The sequence below is a fragment of the Glycomyces rhizosphaerae genome, assembly GCF_042647865.1.
GTDB classification, from domain to species: Bacteria; Actinomycetota; Actinomycetes; order Mycobacteriales; family Micromonosporaceae; genus Glycomyces; species Glycomyces rhizosphaerae.
Genome location: NZ_JBHRWO010000012.1, coordinates 292,239 through 308,312, shown reverse-complemented (window position 1 = coordinate 308,312; position 16,074 = coordinate 292,239). Strand labels below are relative to the sequence as shown.

Annotated in this window: 15 protein-coding genes; 5 read left to right on the top strand and 10 right to left on the bottom strand. The window is 67.0% G+C overall.

Annotation, left to right across the window (positions count from 1 at the left end; translation table 11 throughout):
- The first annotated feature begins 46 nt into the window (after nucleotides 1–46).
- A complete protein-coding gene (locus tag ACFO8M_RS15725) occupies nucleotides 47–376 on the top strand; it encodes a hypothetical protein (protein WP_387977236.1) in 330 nt (109 codons plus the stop codon).
- A 1,301-nt stretch (nucleotides 377–1,677) separates the two neighbouring features.
- Here the strand turns inward: ACFO8M_RS15725 and ACFO8M_RS15720 are convergent.
- Together ACFO8M_RS15720 and ACFO8M_RS15715 are read right to left on the bottom strand one after the other, a co-directional pair.
- The gene (locus ACFO8M_RS15720; RefSeq protein ID WP_387977234.1) at nucleotides 1,678–1,968 is read right to left on the bottom strand and encodes a hypothetical protein; all 291 of its coding nucleotides are present in this window, start codon (nucleotides 1,966–1,968) and stop codon (nucleotides 1,678–1,680) included.
- On the bottom strand, nucleotides 1,958–2,248 hold the full coding sequence (locus ACFO8M_RS15715; protein ID WP_387977232.1) for a hypothetical protein: 291 nt from the start codon (nucleotides 2,246–2,248) through the stop codon (nucleotides 1,958–1,960). Before ACFO8M_RS15715 ends, ACFO8M_RS15720 begins: the two co-directional genes overlap by 11 nt.
- Before the next feature lie 330 nt (nucleotides 2,249–2,578).
- Between ACFO8M_RS15715 and ACFO8M_RS15710 the strand changes: the two genes are divergently transcribed.
- Together ACFO8M_RS15710 and ACFO8M_RS15705 are read left to right on the top strand one after the other, a co-directional pair.
- A complete protein-coding gene (locus ACFO8M_RS15710) occupies nucleotides 2,579–3,427 on the top strand; it encodes a Scr1 family TA system antitoxin-like transcriptional regulator (RefSeq protein WP_387977230.1) in 849 nt (282 codons plus the stop codon).
- Entirely contained in the window at nucleotides 3,387–3,641 is a 255-nt protein-coding gene (locus ACFO8M_RS15705) for a DUF397 domain-containing protein (RefSeq protein ID WP_387977229.1), read from the top strand. The genes ACFO8M_RS15710 and ACFO8M_RS15705 overlap by 41 nt, the downstream gene beginning before the upstream one ends.
- 73 nt (nucleotides 3,642–3,714) lie before the next feature.
- Here ACFO8M_RS15705 and ACFO8M_RS15700 read toward each other — a convergent pair whose 3' ends face one another.
- From ACFO8M_RS15700 to ACFO8M_RS15690, 3 genes are read right to left on the bottom strand one after another with little or no spacing between them, the layout of a single operon-like run.
- Nucleotides 3,715–4,305, bottom strand: coding sequence for a TIGR03086 family metal-binding protein (locus ACFO8M_RS15700; protein WP_387977227.1), 591 nt, complete (start codon nucleotides 4,303–4,305; stop codon nucleotides 3,715–3,717).
- 3 nt (nucleotides 4,306–4,308) lie between these two features.
- Nucleotides 4,309–4,782 (bottom strand): SRPBCC family protein, encoded by a 474-nt coding sequence (locus ACFO8M_RS15695; protein ID WP_387977225.1) that lies wholly within the window; start codon nucleotides 4,780–4,782, stop codon nucleotides 4,309–4,311.
- Nucleotides 4,779–5,144 carry an ArsR/SmtB family transcription factor gene (locus ACFO8M_RS15690; RefSeq protein WP_387977223.1) on the bottom strand — a complete coding sequence of 122 codons (366 nt, stop codon included), beginning with the start codon at nucleotides 5,142–5,144 and terminating at the stop codon, nucleotides 4,779–4,781. Before ACFO8M_RS15690 ends, ACFO8M_RS15695 begins: the two co-directional genes overlap by 4 nt.
- 236 nt (nucleotides 5,145–5,380) lie before the next feature.
- Here ACFO8M_RS15690 and ACFO8M_RS15685 point away from each other — a divergent pair, with 236 nt between their 5' ends.
- Entirely contained in the window at nucleotides 5,381–6,637 is a 1,257-nt protein-coding gene (locus tag ACFO8M_RS15685) for a M20 metallopeptidase family protein (protein ID WP_387977221.1), read from the top strand.
- An 86-nt stretch (nucleotides 6,638–6,723) separates the two neighbouring features.
- Here ACFO8M_RS15685 and ACFO8M_RS15680 read toward each other — a convergent pair whose 3' ends face one another.
- The 5 genes from ACFO8M_RS15680 to ACFO8M_RS15660 all read right to left on the bottom strand — a co-directional run bounded on the left by ACFO8M_RS15680 (nucleotide 6,724) and on the right by ACFO8M_RS15660 (nucleotide 13,085).
- Nucleotides 6,724–7,731: a LacI family DNA-binding transcriptional regulator gene (locus ACFO8M_RS15680; protein WP_387977219.1), complete on the bottom strand. Its 1,008-nt coding sequence runs from the start codon at nucleotides 7,729–7,731 to the stop codon at nucleotides 6,724–6,726.
- A gap of 37 nt (nucleotides 7,732–7,768) precedes the next feature.
- A complete protein-coding gene (locus tag ACFO8M_RS15675; protein ID WP_387977460.1) occupies nucleotides 7,769–8,560 on the bottom strand; it encodes a carbohydrate ABC transporter permease in 792 nt (263 codons plus the stop codon).
- An 83-nt stretch (nucleotides 8,561–8,643) separates the two neighbouring features.
- Entirely contained in the window at nucleotides 8,644–9,534 is an 891-nt protein-coding gene (locus tag ACFO8M_RS15670) for a carbohydrate ABC transporter permease (protein ID WP_387977458.1), read from the bottom strand.
- Nucleotides 9,535–9,643: 109 nt separating this feature from the next.
- A complete protein-coding gene (locus tag ACFO8M_RS15665) occupies nucleotides 9,644–10,957 on the bottom strand; it encodes an ABC transporter substrate-binding protein (RefSeq protein ID WP_387977217.1) in 1,314 nt (437 codons plus the stop codon).
- A 25-nt stretch (nucleotides 10,958–10,982) separates the two neighbouring features.
- Complete coding sequence (locus ACFO8M_RS15660; protein ID WP_387977216.1) at nucleotides 10,983–13,085, bottom strand: glycoside hydrolase family 36 protein; 2,103 nt, start codon at nucleotides 13,083–13,085, stop codon at nucleotides 10,983–10,985.
- A 205-nt stretch (nucleotides 13,086–13,290) separates the two neighbouring features.
- Between ACFO8M_RS15660 and ACFO8M_RS15655 the strand changes: the two genes are divergently transcribed.
- Nucleotides 13,291–15,972, top strand: coding sequence for a hypothetical protein (locus ACFO8M_RS15655; protein ID WP_387977214.1), 2,682 nt, complete (start codon nucleotides 13,291–13,293; stop codon nucleotides 15,970–15,972).
- Nucleotides 15,973–16,074 lie beyond the last annotated feature (102 nt).

Here is a 16,074-nt window from a genome sequence, read left to right as displayed (position 1 = left end):
GTCCCATGTGCGAGCTATCGCGCCTGGTGGCGAAGGACGGCCGCCGTTGTTCATTGTTGCGGTGACGCGACAACAGAACACGGCGGCCGTCCACTGTCTCAACACTGCTCAAGCGACGGCAGCCGACCGGCCGCGCGCTCGACCAGCGCGGGTCGACCGGCGGCCGGTGGCAATTTGGGGCGGGTGCGCCCTGACAGGCTGCGAAACCTCGCTCGCGCGGGTCATCGCCGAGGAGACCGGCCGCGACGCGGACGAGTTGCCACTTCGCCTGCTCGCCCGCTTCGTCCTGGAGATCCCCGATCTCGCCGGAACGGATCCGGACCCGGCAGCCGCGCTGGACATTGCTTTCGCACACCTCCAGCGGCCCGACCTGTAACGCAGCCGCATCGCAATTGAGGAACTGGACGGCTTCACCGTGCTGTGTGGAGCGTGTGCGATTGCCGGCATTGCGGTTCGGATTTCCCGGTGTTCAAGATGGCAGCGACGAGGAGGTGGACGGGTGGAGGCGGATCTCGGGTGGCGGGCCTGGTTTGGGTTGGGGCGCAATGACTCCGGTCGCGGCGGGGTCGCAGAACACGAAACCTTTCGCACCTTGTGGGTGTTGCCGCCCGACCTCGCATCGCGGATAATTGAAAGTACGCACAAGGATGCGAAATCCGAACACAGTAGACGCAGAGTCCGGTGGAAAGCAGACTAAGACATAAGCCTCTGGCCGGATACTCCGTTGACCACGTAGAAGCACCAGTCGCCCGCGCTGCAGAAGCGTAGAGATCCGACCGCTTCCATGCTTGTGCCATTGCCCCCGTCGAGGTCCCGAAGGTGGATAAGCCGACTTGCGGCGAGATGACCGGCCGACAATCACAGGCCGGACATACCAAAGCACCCACGACCATGAAGGAGACGACACCCCACCGCGAGACGGCCCACAGGAACGGGCCGACTCCAAGCAAGGCAAGACACGGTAGGACCGAAGCTCGAACCTGGATGCTGGAAGGAGGTGAAAGACCATGTCCATGAACATGACTGACACGACGATGCCCGATGCTCGACGGCGCGAACGAACCCGCGCGACGCAGCAGACGACACCGACCGGCACCGCCACGGCGAGCAGGGCTGCCCTCAGCGCGGCGGTCAGGATCGGGGAGGGCGCCACGGCCATTGCCGCCGCCCCGAACACCGGCACCGGCACCGGCACCGGCACCAACCGTGCCATCCCCAACTGGCTGCGGCCCAACCGAGGCACGGCCGAACAGGCCGCAACCAGCACCACCCGGCCGGCCAGGCGGCAAGCGAGGAGGCCAGCCAGGTGGCGGCATCGACCGACCCGGCCCCGGGCACACGACCCAGGGCCCGATCCGACCTCGCAGTCGCTGATGGCTTGTGGCGCAAGCAAAGCGAGACCGACGAGCGCCAACGACTGGCACCGCCCATTCGGCTCGGCCGCAACATCGCCCGACCGCGACCCGGCCACGAACTCCCTGCTCAGCTCCCGCCTTGCTGTCGCTGCCGTCTTGAAGCCGAACCGCATTGCGGCCGAGGGAAAACGGAGACCGGCAGCGGACCGGCACGATTCCCAGCGGGCCGGGCGATCCTCCACCTTGGATCGCCCGGCCCTTTTTGGATGCCCTCGGTTGCGGCCCTGGGGGTTGCCGCGCCGAGGGCGGTCTGGACGGAGGTTCAGGTGTTCTCCGGGTTGGCCACGAGGGCGAGGGCCCGCTTGAGGATCCACTCGCACCACTCGTCGTTCTTCCAGGCGCCGAACCACTCCGGGACCATTTCGCGCTCGTCGACGAACCGGCAGATCACCCGCGGACCCGCCCCGTCGTTGCAGGTGATCCGGTATTCGTCCGGGACCAGCGGGTGCCGGTCGACCATTTCGCGGTAGACGCTGAACACCGCTGGGCCCCTGTGGAAGTCGCCGAGCCAGCCGTCATCGTCGGGATGGGCGAGGGCGGTCTCAGCCTTCACAGAACCTCCACTTGCCCGGGTCCGACTCGTTCGGCGTGCGCTGGTTGTAGAAGACCCGGAAGGCCGACTCCTCCACCCAGACCTTCCAGTTCGGCTTGAAGGACCGCCAGAACGGGCCCCAGGTCGCCTTCATCTCAGCGGAATTGATGCCCGAGACGATCAGCACGATGTCCTCGCCCTTCCCGGTCAGCACCTGGAACGAGTCCGGCGCATCGGCGCTCGACGCGCGGACCCGATAGGTCCGGTAGTCGTCGTGGAAGGTGCCACGGTCATTTGTCATCTTCGCTTCTCCCTTTCAGACCGTCGGATTTCCGACAGATTCAGGCACGGGGACCACAAAGGTTTTCCAGCAAGCATCACCCTTGGGCCTTCCACCTTGCCGAAAGCGGTACAGCAAGCCCTCGACATCCATGAATCTAGGTGGTATTTTCGCAGGTCACAAGTAGAGACTTGATTACCCAAAGAGGACTGTGGAGGATCCGAGGTGGAGTTTTCCGACCGGATTTCTCCACCTCTCCCACTCCCCCAACGAATCTCCGCAGGTTCCATCTTCGAATGCTCTGTGCAATAGTGATCCTCCGACTACGCCAGATCACGGCAGGGGGCAGGAATGGCGGAACAGGATTCAGGCAGGTGGTTCCTGAGGACAATGATTAGGAAGGGCCGCAACACAACAGGGAGATCGCAGCGAGAAGTCGGCGACGAAGTCGACCGTTCGAAGGACACCATCAGCGACTGGGAGAAGGGCAAGACCGATATCCCCATCCTCGCCATCGATGGCCTTGCCAGCGCATGCAACCTGAGCGCGGAGATTTGCAGCTACATGAAGTCTGTCGCGCGGGCACGCAAGAACAGCACGCCCATCGAGGCCGACATGCGCTACAACGCACTGTTTCTTGCACTTGCGGAGGAATACTCCGGCTTCATCTTCAAGTTCGACATCCTGATCATCCCAGGGCCTCTTCAGATCCGCGTGTACCACGACAACGTAGTTCGGGTGATTGACCCGTTCGCCACGGATGAGGATCTCGAAGATGGGTGGGGATTCAAGGAGGAGCGGGCAGAATCCCTCGAAGCGCGTACCGATCTCCCGACGGTGCACTTCCTCATCGGCGAGGGAGCCCTGTTGATGCTCCGGCAGATCTCGGAGGAGATCTACCAAGAGCAAATGGCCCACCTGCGGTCCTGGGCTCAGAAGCCAGGAATCGTGATCCGGATCCTCCGCGCACCCGTGCCTGTCCGACTGGGCAGCTTCGACATTTACAAGCCCGGGAGGAACAAGCTCGCAAGCCCTCCGTTCGTCTACACCGAGATCGCCGACTCCAGCTGGTGCATCAGTGATCCTGACAGGATCGCGGGTTACGATGAGATCCGCAAGATGCTGTGGAATTTGGCGATCCGAATCGAGGACTACCACGATGACGACAGGCGTGACAGTTTGGCGCAAGAGCACCCGTAGCGGTGCCACGAACAACACCAACTGCGTCGAGGTTCGCCGAGCTTGGCGCAAGAGCGTCCGCAGCGGCTCTGGCAACGACTCCGACTGCGTCGAGGTCGCCTTCTGCTCTGACGACGCCGGGTTCCACCTTCGGGACTCGAAGCTCGACACGGACTCCCCCGTGTTCGACCTGTCGCCCAAGGACTTCGGCGCCCTGATGAACGCCGCAGGCTGACAACAGAGACCTACATGCGAGGGCCGGGAACCGCAAAGCGGTTCCCGGCCCTCGACGTCTCTCCTTGCACCGGTCAGCTTTCGGGCTTCCAGGCCGGGTCTCGGCCGATGAAGGCAGCGAGCTTGTCTTGCGGCGAAGCGTCTTCGTCAACGGGCACGGCGGGGCCGAACTGTCCGCTGTCTCGCAGCAGGTGCTCCATCGACTTCATGCCCTCCAAGGCCGCGCGGCAGCGTTCCTGCCCCAGCTCTGGCTCGCGGCCGAGTGCCTTGGCCAGATCCCATGAGTGCAACCAGATGTCCCCGGTATAGAACTGGTCGATAGCCTCGTCCACGGGCTTGTCGCCGATGTGCGGGTTGCTCAGGACCCTGCCCGCGGGGTCGTCGAGGATCTCTTGAATATCGGCGACGTGCCGCTTCCACGCGGCCTCCGGGTCAACCTCGATGTCCAAGGGCTCCAGGTCGATACCCGCCCCCTTGAGGAATCCGCGGGACCATTCGATGAGGTGCTTGACCACATCCAGGGCCGTCCATTCGGCTACCGGGCTGGGGCGCTTCCAGTCCTCAGCCCGTGCCGAGTCGACCAGGGCGGTGAAGTGCGCGGCGTCGTATGCATGCCGCCCAGCGAGATCGTCAGGCACCTCGTGGTGCGTCCCGTTCTCTGTCACCGTCTACGCCTCTTCCTGGGACAGCAGCAACTCGTCGAGTTTCTCGTAGCCCTCGATGACCCCGACGTCCATGCCGCTCGCGAGCATGCCGTCACGGGTCTCGAAGTCCTGCGACACACTCAGCACCCGCAGCCGCGTGCGACCGCCTTCGATCGGTTCGAAGGTCAGCGTCTCCAGAAAGACACCGTCGGGCTCACCCTCGTAGGTGAAGGTCCAAACGATCCGTTCGTTCGGGCGCACCTCATGAAAACTGCCGAAGAAGCGGTATTCGTCGTCCCCGAAGGCCCACTCGCCACCCGTGCGGACGTCCCACCGGGTGATCTGAATCTTCGACGAGCGCGGGCCGACCCACTCCGCGTAGAGCTCGGGGTCGACGTGGGCGCGGAACACCCGTTCGGGTGTCGCGTCGAATTCTCGGGTGATCTCGATCGTCGGCACCTTGGCATCTGCCGTGATCGCGGTTTCGTGCTTGGTCATGATGCTTCCTCCTTGTCAGGTCGCCGGTCGTCGTCCTGAGCCATTCGGGCCAGTAGGGCGTCGAGTCGGCGGTAGCGTTCCTCCGCCTCGCGGCGATAGCGTTCGATCCACTGCGTCATGAGGTCGAAGGCCTCCGTGTTCAGGTGGACGGGTCGGCGTTGGGCGTCCCTGCTGCGGGTCACCAGGCCGGCGTCCTCGAGCACCTTCACGTGCTTGGAGATCGCCTGGAGGCTCACGTCGTACGGTTCCGCCAGCTCGCCCACGGTCGCGTCAGAGACGGACAACCGGGCGACCAGGTCGCGCCGGGTCGGATCGGCGAGTGCCGCGAAGGCCCGGTCGAGCTGGTTCGTACTGTCACCCACTGATCGTCCTCAACTAGTTGGTTGAATACAACGCTAGTCCCCTGCGCGCTCGTTGTCAACCATCTGGTTGAGAAAGGGCGAGGGGCTGGGGAGGCGGCGCCGCAGGTGGACGCAGCTCGACCTCGACGCGGGGGTTCCCTTCAGGGAGAAGAGGGGGGCTTGCATTACCGACTTCCGAGCCGGAATCGCCAAGACTGATGTCACCACGCGGCAACGCCGCCAGTTTTGGAGGAATCATGACCGGACCCAGCCCCCTCACCCGTCGCCTCGTCATCGGGGGCGCGGCTGCGGCCGTCGTCGCTGCCGCCGCCCCCTCCCCCGCCCAGGCCTCCGGGTGCCGGATCGAGCAGGCGGCGATCGACTCGGCCGCAGCGGACCTCGAAGGCGAGCTCATCGCGCTGCGCCGGGACCTCCATGCGAACCCGGAGGACTCGGGTGCGGAGGTCCGCACCGCAGGCGTTGTGGCGCAGCTGCTTTCGGATGCGGGTCTCGAAGTGACCACCGGCGTCGGCGGGCACGGGGTCGTCGGCGTCCTCAAGGGTTCCCGGCCGGGCCGCACGGTCGCGTACCGGGCCGACATGGACGCCACCTACGGGCAGCACGGGCTCGAGCACCTGTGCGGTCACGACCTGCACACCACGATCGGCGTCGGCGTCGCGCAAGTGCTCGCGGGACTGCGGGACCAGTTGAGCGGCGCGGTCGTGTTCCTCTTCCAGCCCGCCGAAGAGTCGCTGGAGGGTGCGCGGGCGATGATCGCCGACGGGGTCCTGGATTGGACCGGTGCGGAGGAGATCCACGGGATTCACTGCGGGCCATTGCCGTTCGGCGTCATCGCCGTGACGCCGGGGTCGGGTCTGCCGGGTCTGGACCGGGGCGGGGTCGTCCTCACCGGTCCCGACGCGATCGGTCGCGCGGAGCGCCTCGCCGCCGAACTGGCCACGCTCGGCACCGTGGCGGTCCCTGCGGCCTCGGCCGACATGCAGCAGATCGTGGATGACGTGCAGGTCCCGGACGGCCCGCTCGCCGAGTTCGTGTTCATGCGGACCCGGTTGGGCGAGAACGCCTCCGAGGAGCAGGCCGAGGTCAAGGTGTCCTTCCGGTGCTGGCCCGAGGAGCGCTACACCGAGATCCGGGACGAGGTGGCGCGGATCAGCGAGTCCTATGGGGAGGCTCAGGTGTCGTTCCCGACCGACCCGTTCCCGGCCATGATCTGCCCCGAATGGGACGCCTACAAACTCAAGCGTCACCTCCGGCGCGCGACGGGCGCGGACTCGACGGTGGTGATGCACGCGCCGTTCCCGTTCAACGGCGAGGACTTCGCGCTGTTCCTCGACGAGCTGCCGGGCACGTTCAGCTTCCTGGGGGTCCAGGCGCCGGGAACCGACATCGTCACGGCCGCACCGCATTTCCCGACCTTCGACCCGGACGAGCGGGCCATCGACCACGGCGTGCGGGCCATGGCGGGCTGGCTCGCCGAACGCGCCAGCAGCTAGAGGATCGACTCCGACTTCACACAACACCCATGTAAGAAGCGGGAGGCCGGGCGATGCCCGGCCTCCCGCCAATGTCGTCAGGCGTCTCAGGTCCTCGGTTCGGACGTGCTCTCGCGCAACACGAGCGCCGGGCGCTCGGAGGAGTAGCGGCGGTCACCGGTCTCGTCGATCGCTTCCAGGAGAAGCTGAAATCCACGGTTTCCGAGGCCGGCGAAGTCCTGCCTCACCGTGGTCAGCGGCGGCGACCAGAGTTCGGCGAGCGGGTGGTCGTCAAAGCCCGCCACCGAAATGTCCTCAGGAACCCGCCGACCCGCTTCGGTGATGCCGCGCATGACGCCCATGGCGATCTCATCGTTGCCGCAGAACACCGCCGTCACCTCGGGGTCGGCGGCGAGATCGCGGCCGATCGGTATGCCGCTCTTGGGGTCCCAGGTCGCGTCCCGCACGGCGGGGACCGGGGCGTTCGCCTTGGTCAGTGCCCGCTTCCAGCCGGAGGTGCGGCCGTCGACGCGGCGCGAGGGCGGGACGCGGACGTGATGAACCGTCCGGTGGCCGAGGGCGAGCAAGTACTCGGTGAGCTCCTCGGCGGCGGCCGCTTCGTCGAGAACCGCTTGGGGCACACCGGCTTCGCGAGTGCCCGAGAGCGCGACAATCGGCCGGTCGGTGCCGAGCTTGTGGAGCGCAGCGACCCCGGGCGGATCGAACTTGAGGACCACGACCCCGGCGAGGGTCTGCATCTGGACCGCTGCGACCGCGCGGTCCACTTCCTCGTCCTCGGCGCTCTCCACGACGGTGATCATCACCGTGTAGCCCTCGGCGCGGGCTGCGATCTCGATGCCGCGGATGGTCTCCGCGTAGCCGTAACGGGAGGTGTTGCCCGCGATGACCGCGATGGTGCGGGACTTGCGGGAGACGAGGACGCGGGCGGCCGCGCTGGGCCGGAAGTTGAGCTCCGCGATGGCGGCCTCGACCAGTGCGCGCTTGGCGGGGCTGACCTTCGCGGCTCCGGTGAGCACGCGGGAGACCGTCGGGACCGAGACGCCCGCCAGTTCGGCGACGTCAGAGATCGTCGGGTTCTTCCCCGCTCTGCCCACTGCTCTCCTCACTTCACGGCACCGCTGGTACTCGTGTTCATTTCACCGCTCCGCTTGTGATACCGGAGATGATCCTGCGCTGTGCGACCACGAAAGTGATCAGGAGCGGCAGGCTCATGAGGATGATATAGGCGAAGATGAGGTGCCAGTTCTGGAGATACAAACCGGCGCTCGCGACCTGGTAGAGGTTGAGCGGGAGGGTGTCGAGGCGGCCGCCGATCACGAACAGCGCGTAGAACACGTCGTTCCAGATGTACAGGCAGATCAGGATGGTCGCGGTGGCGAGCACGGGCCGCAGGAGCGGCAGGATGACGCGGATGAAGGTGCGCACCGGCCCGGCCCCGTCGACGCGGGCGGCCTCTTCCAATTCGTGCGGAATGGTACGCACGAAACCCGTCACAAAGAATATCACTGTGGACAGATACATGCCCATATAGACGCCGATCATGCCGAGCGCGGTCCCGGCGAGGCCGAGCTGGCGCAGCAGGAGCACGATCGTGACGACCGCGGGCGGCAGCACGATGCCGGAGATGCCGAGCGCGTAGATCGCGGCGGTGAGCTTCCCGCCGCGGCGGCCGAGGATCCACGCGGCCATCGAGCCGAGGATAAGCACGCCGACCACGGCGGGGACCATCACGAGGAGGCTCCCGAAGAACCCGGCGAGCATCCGGCCGTCCTCGAAGACGGTGGCGAAGTTGTCGAACAGCCGCCATTCGCTGGGCGGGGACAGGTTCGGGTTCAGCGCCTCCGCCTGATCCTTTGCGGCCGTGGCGATCACGAGCCAGAACGGGACGCCGAGCACGAGGAGCGCGACCAGGATGGCCGCGATGGGCTGGACGGGGAAGCGGCGGCGCGGCCTGCGTCGCGCGGAGGCGTTGGGTGCGGCCGTCTCGGGCCGCTCGACGGTGAGGGTCACAGGACGTCCTCTCGCTTGCGCAGGAACCGGATCACGGGGAAGGCCAGGATGGTGACCAGGAGGAACAGCACGAGGCTCATGGTCGTGGCCTGGGCGAACAGGCCCTGTCCGAAGGTCCGGAAGATGAAGATGTTGAGCAGCTCGGTGGTGCCGCCGGGGCCGCCCTCGGTGGTGGCCTGGACGATGTCGAAGCCGTTCATGGAGCCGAGCAGCGCGGTCGCGACATTGAACGTGACGGCCGGGGCGAGCAGCGGGAACCGGATGGAGCGGAACATGGTCCAGCGTCCGGCCCCGTCGAGGCGGGCGGCTTCCAGCACGTCCTCGCTGATGGTCTTGAGACCGGCGAGGTAGATGAGCATCGAGAGGCCCATCCACTTCCAGGAGTGGACGACCGCGACGACCACGATGGTCCAGGTGGTGTCGCCGAGCCAGGGAATGGTGATCTCGGTTCCCAGCAGCCCGCCCAGGATGCCGTTCAGGGCGCCGTCGGGCTTGAGCAGGGCCTGGAAGATGTAGCCGACCGCCAGCGCGGACATGATGACCGGGACGAAGAAGGCGACGCGGACGGCGCGGTTGACGCGGGTGTCCTTTTCGAGCAGGAGCGCGAGCCCGAGGCCGAAGGCGTTCTGGAGGATCGCCACGAGCACGGCGTACACGAGGGTGACCTTGAGCGAGTTGAGCAGGGTGCCGTTGGAGAACAGCGACGTGAAGTTGTCGACCCCGGCGAAGTTGATGGCGCTCTTGAAGCTCGACCAGTCGGTGAACGCGTACACGAAGTTGAAGACGGTGGGGACGAAGAAGAACACGACCAGGACCACGAGTGCCGGGATGAGGAACCACAGCGGATGGTCTTGGCGGCGGGGTCCTGCCTTGCCCTTGGCGAGCATGGTGGTCACGTGGCTTGGCCTTCCTGGTAGCGACGTTGCTGAGGTGAGGGGCGCCGGGGTCTTGACCCTTGCCCGGCGCCCCTCTGCTTCTTACAAACCGTGGGGAGGGTTAGAAGCCTTCGGCGCCTTGGGCCTTGGCGAGTTCCGCGAACTGGGCCTGCGTGGCCTCGGCGACCTCCGCGGGCGTCTTGGTGCCCTGGATCATGTCGGCGAGGTAGATGTACAGGTCCGGGTTGGCGATGGCGAGGGCCTGCATGGAGCCGACCGAGGTGCCGACCGAGTCGCTGACCGAGAGCAGGGCCTCCGGCACCGAGGCCGGGGTCTCCACGTCGGTCTGGAGCGAGATGGTGTTCTGGGCGGTCACGAAGTCCTCGTAGCCGTCGCCCATCCAGTACGACAGGAGCTGGCGCGAGGCCGCCTCCTGCTTCTCGTCACCGGTCTTGAAGGCCACCAGGGCGTTCGACTGGTCGGGGATGAACGTGCCGGTGTTGCCGGACGGGGAGATAGGGAAGAAGCCGATCTTCTGGTTCAGTTCCTCGGTGTCGGCGAGGGACTGGAGCTGGCCGAAGAAGGAGTTGACCTGCATGACCATGGCGGCGTCGCCAGCGAGGAGCGCGGCGCCCTGGTCTTCGAAGGTCGCGGTCTTGATGTCCTCGTTGAACAGGCCCTCGTCGATCAGGCCCTTGTAGGTGTCGATGGCGCCCTGGATGGTCGGGTCGGTGAACGACTCCTCATTGGCGTTCACGCGGTCCCAGAGGCCGTCGGCTGCGGCGTCCGCGAGCTGGACCTGGACCCACCACTGGGTGCCCCAGCGGTCGGCGGCCATCTCGTGGAACGGGGTCACGCCGGCGCCCTTGAGGTCGCGGGCGGTCTGCAGGAAGGAGTCCCAGTCGGTGGGGGTCTCGGTGATCCCGTTGGCCGCGAACACCTCCTTGTTGTAGTAGACGCCCTCGACCGCGGGGGTCGTGATGAGGGTGGCGTAGCGGGTGTCGTCCAGGATGCCCGTGATGTCGCGCAGCTCGGGCTTGTAGGAGTCGAGCCAAGGGGCGTCGTCGAGCGGCTGGAGGTTCTGGGTGGCGTTGAGGGCCGTCAGCTGGGAGGCCGTGGGCTGCCAGAACGCGAGGTCGGGCTTGTCACCGGTGGCGACCTTGGTCTGGACGCCCTGCTCGTACGGGTCGGGGATGGTGACGACCTCGACCTCGGCGCCGGTGAGCTCCTCGAAGCCCGCGATCACGCTGTCGGGCACGGTGTTCGAGTTCTGGGCGGCCCAGATGGTGAGCGTGGTGCCGGAGAGGTCGGCGTCCTGCTCGGGCCAGCTGACCGGGCCGTCGGACCCGGTGTCGGCACCGGGGTCGGAGCAGCCGGTGAGTGCGATCGCGCCTGCGGCGGCGATCGCCAGCGCGTTGCGGAACCTGTTCTTCATTGAACTTTCTCCTTGTTTGAGGGACTTAGGAATCGGTAGTGATGCGCAGGGTTCGGGCGGCGGTTTCGGAGCCGTCTCCCTGCACGGTCAAGGTGCCGGTCGCGGCGTTCCAGGCGGTCTTCCATTCGGGAAGGTCGGCGGGGAAGACGGTCGAGACGGTGATGTCGCGTCCGGCGAGGTGCGGGAAGCGCAGTTCGGTGGATGCGGGTCCGCCTCGGCGCCAGACGGAGACGAGGTCTTCGTCTTCGCCGGTGAGGCCCAGGGCGATCCAGGGTTGGGTCCAGTCGGGGAGTCCGGCGGGCCAGTGGGCGTGTGCGGTGGCGATGAAGCCGCGCAGGGTTTTCGCGGTTTCGACGGCGGCGGCGACGGTGGTGCGCTGGGCTTCGGTCATCTCGTTGAGGTGGCCGGAGACGTAGTAGCGGCCGAGGAGGCCGGTTACGAGGCAGAACGCGACTTCCTCGTCGTTCATCTCGGGTTGCGGGTAGGCCCAGCTGGCGGCCTGCTCGGGCAGGAGCGAGATCGGCGCGGCGGCGGCGATCGGCGGGTATTTGGTGAATTCCTGCTGGTCAGAGGTGGACTGCATGGCGAGGCGGGAGAGGACGGCGAAGTCCATGCGCATCGCGCCGGAGGAGCAGTTCTCGATGACCAGGTCGGGGTGGCGGTCGAGGACGCCGTCGAGCCAGACGAGGTGGGCGCGGTTGTGGCCGAGGAGGCCGTCGCCGACGCTGTCGGCGTTGAGGTCGGTGCCGGGGCCGGGGTTGATGTTGTAGTCGAACTTGAAGAAGCCGATGCCGAAGTCGTTCACGAGGCGGTCGACCACGCCGTCCAAGTGGGCGACGGCGGCGGGGTGGCGGAGGTCGAGGTGGTAGCGGTGGTGCTCGGTGATGCGCTGGCCGTGGCGTTGGAGGAAGGCCTCTGGGGGGAGTTTGTGGGCCATGGGGCTGCGGACGCCGATGACCTCGGGTTCGAGCCAGAGGCCGGGCACGAGGCCGGCGTCGCGGATGGCGTCGATGACCTCGCCGAGGCCGCCGGGGAAGCGGGTGGTGGAGGGCTGCCACTCCCCCACGCTGGGCCACCAGTCGCCGCCGTCGTCGTACCAGCCGGCGTCGATGCAGAAGATCTCGGCGCCGACTTCCGCGGCGGCCTTGATGAGCGGGAGGAGTTTCTCGGTGGTGGGGTCGCCGAGGAGGGTGTTCATGTAGTCGTTGAAGACCACGGGCATGGCGGCGTTGTCGGGGTGGGGGCGGCGGGCGGCGCGGCGGAAGTCGGTGAGGGCCGCGACGGCTTCGGTGAAGTCGGCGCCGAGGGCGACGGTGGCCGGGACGGTGGTGAAGGCTTCGCCGGGGCGCACGACGCGGGTCCAGGCGGAGTCGACGTCGGTGGGGCCCGAGAGGGTGACATAGCCGCCTTGGAGGTCTTCGCCGAGTTCCCAGCGCCAGGCGCCGTTGTGCTCGATCTGCCAGGCGAAGGCGAGGCCGGTGGACGCCGACTCCAACCCTGCGACCGGGAGGTGGCGGCCGGTGGACCAGGTGCCGTCCGAGGTGACGGCATAGTAGCCGCGGGAGTCGTGGGTGCTGTGGGCGAATTGGGTGGAGAGGCGCGGGAAGTCGTTGCCGCGCATGGGGGTGCGGGTGAAGCGGCCTTCGCCGAACCAGTCGCTCACGCCTTGGACGCGGTGCCAGTCGACGAGGTTGTCGTCGTCGAAGGTGCCGGGCCGGGTGAAGCCTGAGGACCAGGAGGCGGCGGAGCGGAGCACGAGGGTGCTCTCTTCGGTCGCGCGGATCGCGACGCGGGAGCGGACGGCGCTCTCGGCGGCGTCGAAGAGTTCGAGGGTGAGGGTGGTTTCGACGCCGGGCGCGGTCTGGCGGATGACCAGCTTGCGGACGACGCCGTCGCGCTCCTCGGTGTGGGAGGCGTAGCGGAGGGCCAGGCCGAGCTGGGTGTGGGAAATCCGATCGGCGGCGGGGGTGTTCCCGGTCTGGGCGGTCGTGATCTCGACGAGGGGCACGGCGTGCACCGGGACGGCGGTCCCGTCGCGCGTGACGCCGGCGATCTGCACCGGCGAGTCCGGTCCGTACTCGAACCTGAAGCCGAGACGTCCACTGCCCCAAGAGAACTGATCGGTCACGATACCCCTTTGTCCGCATCTCTGGATCGGGGCCGGGAGTCGGCCGCCGATGTCGTTCGCAGCTCGAACCATAACCAGATCTGAAATCGATTTCAAGTTGTGTCTTGAAATCGTTATCAAAAATCGGTACCGTCTACCTGCGATCCAAGGGTCGACAACCCTCAATCTCAATGAAGAGAGGACCCATCTGATGCTGAGGAGACTCATGAGCACTGGTGCTGCCGCGGCGGTCGCCGCGACCGCCGTGACAGGGCTGGCGGGCGAGCCCGCCGTCGCCCAAGAGCCGGAAGTGCTGGCCGTGGACTTCGCCGACCGCACCGGCGACTTCCGCGGCGGCGCGACCGGCACGCTCTACGGCTTCGGCGACGAAGGCGCGCCCACCCAGTCGCTCATCAACGGCGCCCACATCACCAACACCTCGCAGAAGGCGCCCTACGGCACCCAGCACCCTTCGGGCGACGCCATCAAGGTCGAGGACGGATTCTTCGCCAAGAACGGCGAGGACATGTACATCTACGTGCAGGACTACTACCCCGACTGGTCCTACAACGGCGGACGGCGCCCCGGCGACACCCGCACCTACAACCTCGAGGACGGCACGTACACCGAAGGCGGCAACGGCGTCTGGGACTACCTCGAAGTGGTCGAGTTCGTCGCCGAAGCCGTCGCCACCGACTCCGACCGCCCCGAGGACTACGTCTTCATCCCGTTCAACGAGCCCGACGGCGGCAACTGGTACCCCGACTGGGCCAACCAGAAGGACCAGTTCCTCGGCGACTGGCAGGCCTCCTACGAGAAGATCCAGGAGGTCTGGGAGCGCCACGACCTCGGCCACGCCCGCATCGGCGGCCCCGGCGACACCCGCTGGCAGCCCCAGCGCAGCGCCGACATCCTCGAATTCGCCAAGGCGAACGACTCGCTGCCGGACATCTTCATCTGGCACGAGCTGGGCATCAACAACCTCGGCACCTACCGCCAGAACTTCGCGGACTACCGCGAACTCGAAGCGTCCCTCGGCCTCGACCCGATCCCGGTCAACATCACCGAGTACGGGATGCTGCGCGACATGAGCGTCCCCGGGCAGCTGATCCAGTGGTTCACCATGTTCGAGGACACCAAGGTGGACGCCCAGACCGCGTACTGGAACTACGCGGGCAACCTCTCCGACAACACCGCCAGGCCCAACGGCGCGAACGCCGGCTGGTGGATGTTCAAGTGGTACGGCGACCTCGACGGCAGCGAGACCGTGCGCGTCACCCCTCCGACCCCGGGCGGCGTCGACACCCTCCAGGGCATCGGCGCCGTCGACGAGGCCAACCGCAAGGCGACCGTCCTCTGGGGCGGCACCGACAACGATGTGGCCCTTGACCTCAGCGGGCTCGACCCGGCGATCTTCGGCGACACGGTCGACGTGGAGATCCGCGAGAACGCCCACACCGGCGCCGAAGGACTCGCGGGCACCCCGCGCGTCATCGCCGCCTACGACGGTGTGGCCCTTGAGAACGGGCAGCTGCAGCTCGACGTGGCGACCTACGACCGGTACGCGGGCTACCAGCTCGTGATCACCCCCGACCAGACCCGCGACGTCGAAGCCGCCGCGGCCGCGCAGCCGTGGCAGGACTCGATCGAGGCCGAGGACATGAACCTCACCGCCGCGACCGTGTACACCCAGGACCCGCAGGCGAGCGGCGGCTGGCAGTTCCTGGCCTCCGGCGGCCAGGACGTCGGCTCGTTCAACCAGGTCGGCTCCCGCGCCGAATGGAACGTGGAGGTGCCGCACGACGGGACCTACCGGCTCCAGGTGATCGGCGGCGCTCCGGGCGTCCCGGGCAGGCACGCGCTGTTCGTCGACGACGAGTCGGCGGGCACGGTCCAGTACGCGGCCGACCTGGCGCTCAACGCCAACAGCAGGTGGAAGTACCGCGGCAGCGCCGAAGTGCTCGTGGACCTGACCGCCGGCAGCCACACGCTGTCGATCCGCTCCAGCGCCGACGGGACCACGAAGCTCCCGAACTCGGACATCACGCTCGACAAGGTCTCACTGACCTCTGTGGAGGAAGGCGAGCCCACGCAGTACCCGGCTTCGGGCTTCCGCCTTGAGGACGGCGCTTCGCTGACATGGAACGGCAACACCCGGGGCGGCGCCGCGATCAGCGGCGACGGCCGGGCGGACCTGTACGCGACGGCCATCGAGACCGGCTACTACGACCTGGCCGTGGACTGGGCCTCCACCGGGGCCTCCTCGGTCGAGGTCACGGTGAACGGCGTGCCCGTCACCGAAGTGAGCGCCTCCGGCAAGGGCAAGTGGCGTTCGACCTCGACCGTGTACCTCAACGAGGGCATCAACGAGATCGAACTGCGATCCCCGAACGGGGCAGTAGTCCAGTCGCTCACCACGATCCGCAACCGAGGCGCCGATGACGCGGCCGTCTCGGTCGAGGCCGAGGACATGACGCTCCACGGCCAGGCCTCGGTGACGAACCTCGCCGACAGCACCGGCACCAACGCCTCCGGCAGCTCCTTCGTGGGCTGGATCGGCAACGGCACGGCCAACACTGTCGAGATCGCCCGCGACGGCTTCGACGCGGCAGGCGACTACGACCTGACCGTGTACTACGCCAACGCCGAGACCTCGGGCCAGCACGACTACAACCCGCAGGTCGTGGACCGCCTGCTGCAGGTCAGCGAAGGCGGCGAGCAGGTGGGCCACGCGTACTTCCGCTACACGTACTCGTGGAACAGCTTCTCGCAGCGGACCATCCCGGTCACCCTGTCCACTGCGGACCAGTCGCTGACACTGGGCAACACCAGCGCCTGGGCGCCGGACATCGACCGGGTCGTCATCGCCCCGCGCGTGATCGGCGACGCGACGACGGCACGTCGATAATCCAATCCTGAAGGCCCTGTGCGCGATCGCGCACAGGGCCTTCTTGCGTGGATTGACAGATACCAATCTATATGTAAAGTTTAATGACAGAGACTCCGATCT

Bases quoted from the DNA above. Each gene is read 5' to 3' on its own strand.
- ACFO8M_RS15715 (WP_387977232.1), bottom strand. From the start codon at position 2,248: ATGACAAATGACCGTGGCACCTTCCACGACGACTACCGGACCTATCGG.
- ACFO8M_RS15710 (WP_387977230.1), top strand. From the start codon at position 2,579: ATGGCGGAACAGGATTCAGGCAGGTGGTTCCTGAGGACAATGATTAGG.
- ACFO8M_RS15705 (WP_387977229.1), top strand. From the start codon at position 3,387: ATGACGACAGGCGTGACAGTTTGGCGCAAGAGCACCCGTAGCGGTGCC.
- ACFO8M_RS15695 (WP_387977225.1), bottom strand. From the start codon at position 4,782: ATGACCAAGCACGAAACCGCGATCACGGCAGATGCCAAGGTGCCGACG.
- ACFO8M_RS15685 (WP_387977221.1), top strand. From the start codon at position 5,381: ATGACCGGACCCAGCCCCCTCACCCGTCGCCTCGTCATCGGGGGCGCG.
- ACFO8M_RS15670 (WP_387977458.1), bottom strand. From the start codon at position 9,534: ATGCTCGCCAAGGGCAAGGCAGGACCCCGCCGCCAAGACCATCCGCTG.
- ACFO8M_RS15665 (WP_387977217.1), bottom strand. From the start codon at position 10,957: ATGAAGAACAGGTTCCGCAACGCGCTGGCGATCGCCGCCGCAGGCGCG.
- ACFO8M_RS15655 (WP_387977214.1), top strand. From the start codon at position 13,291: ATGAGCACTGGTGCTGCCGCGGCGGTCGCCGCGACCGCCGTGACAGGG.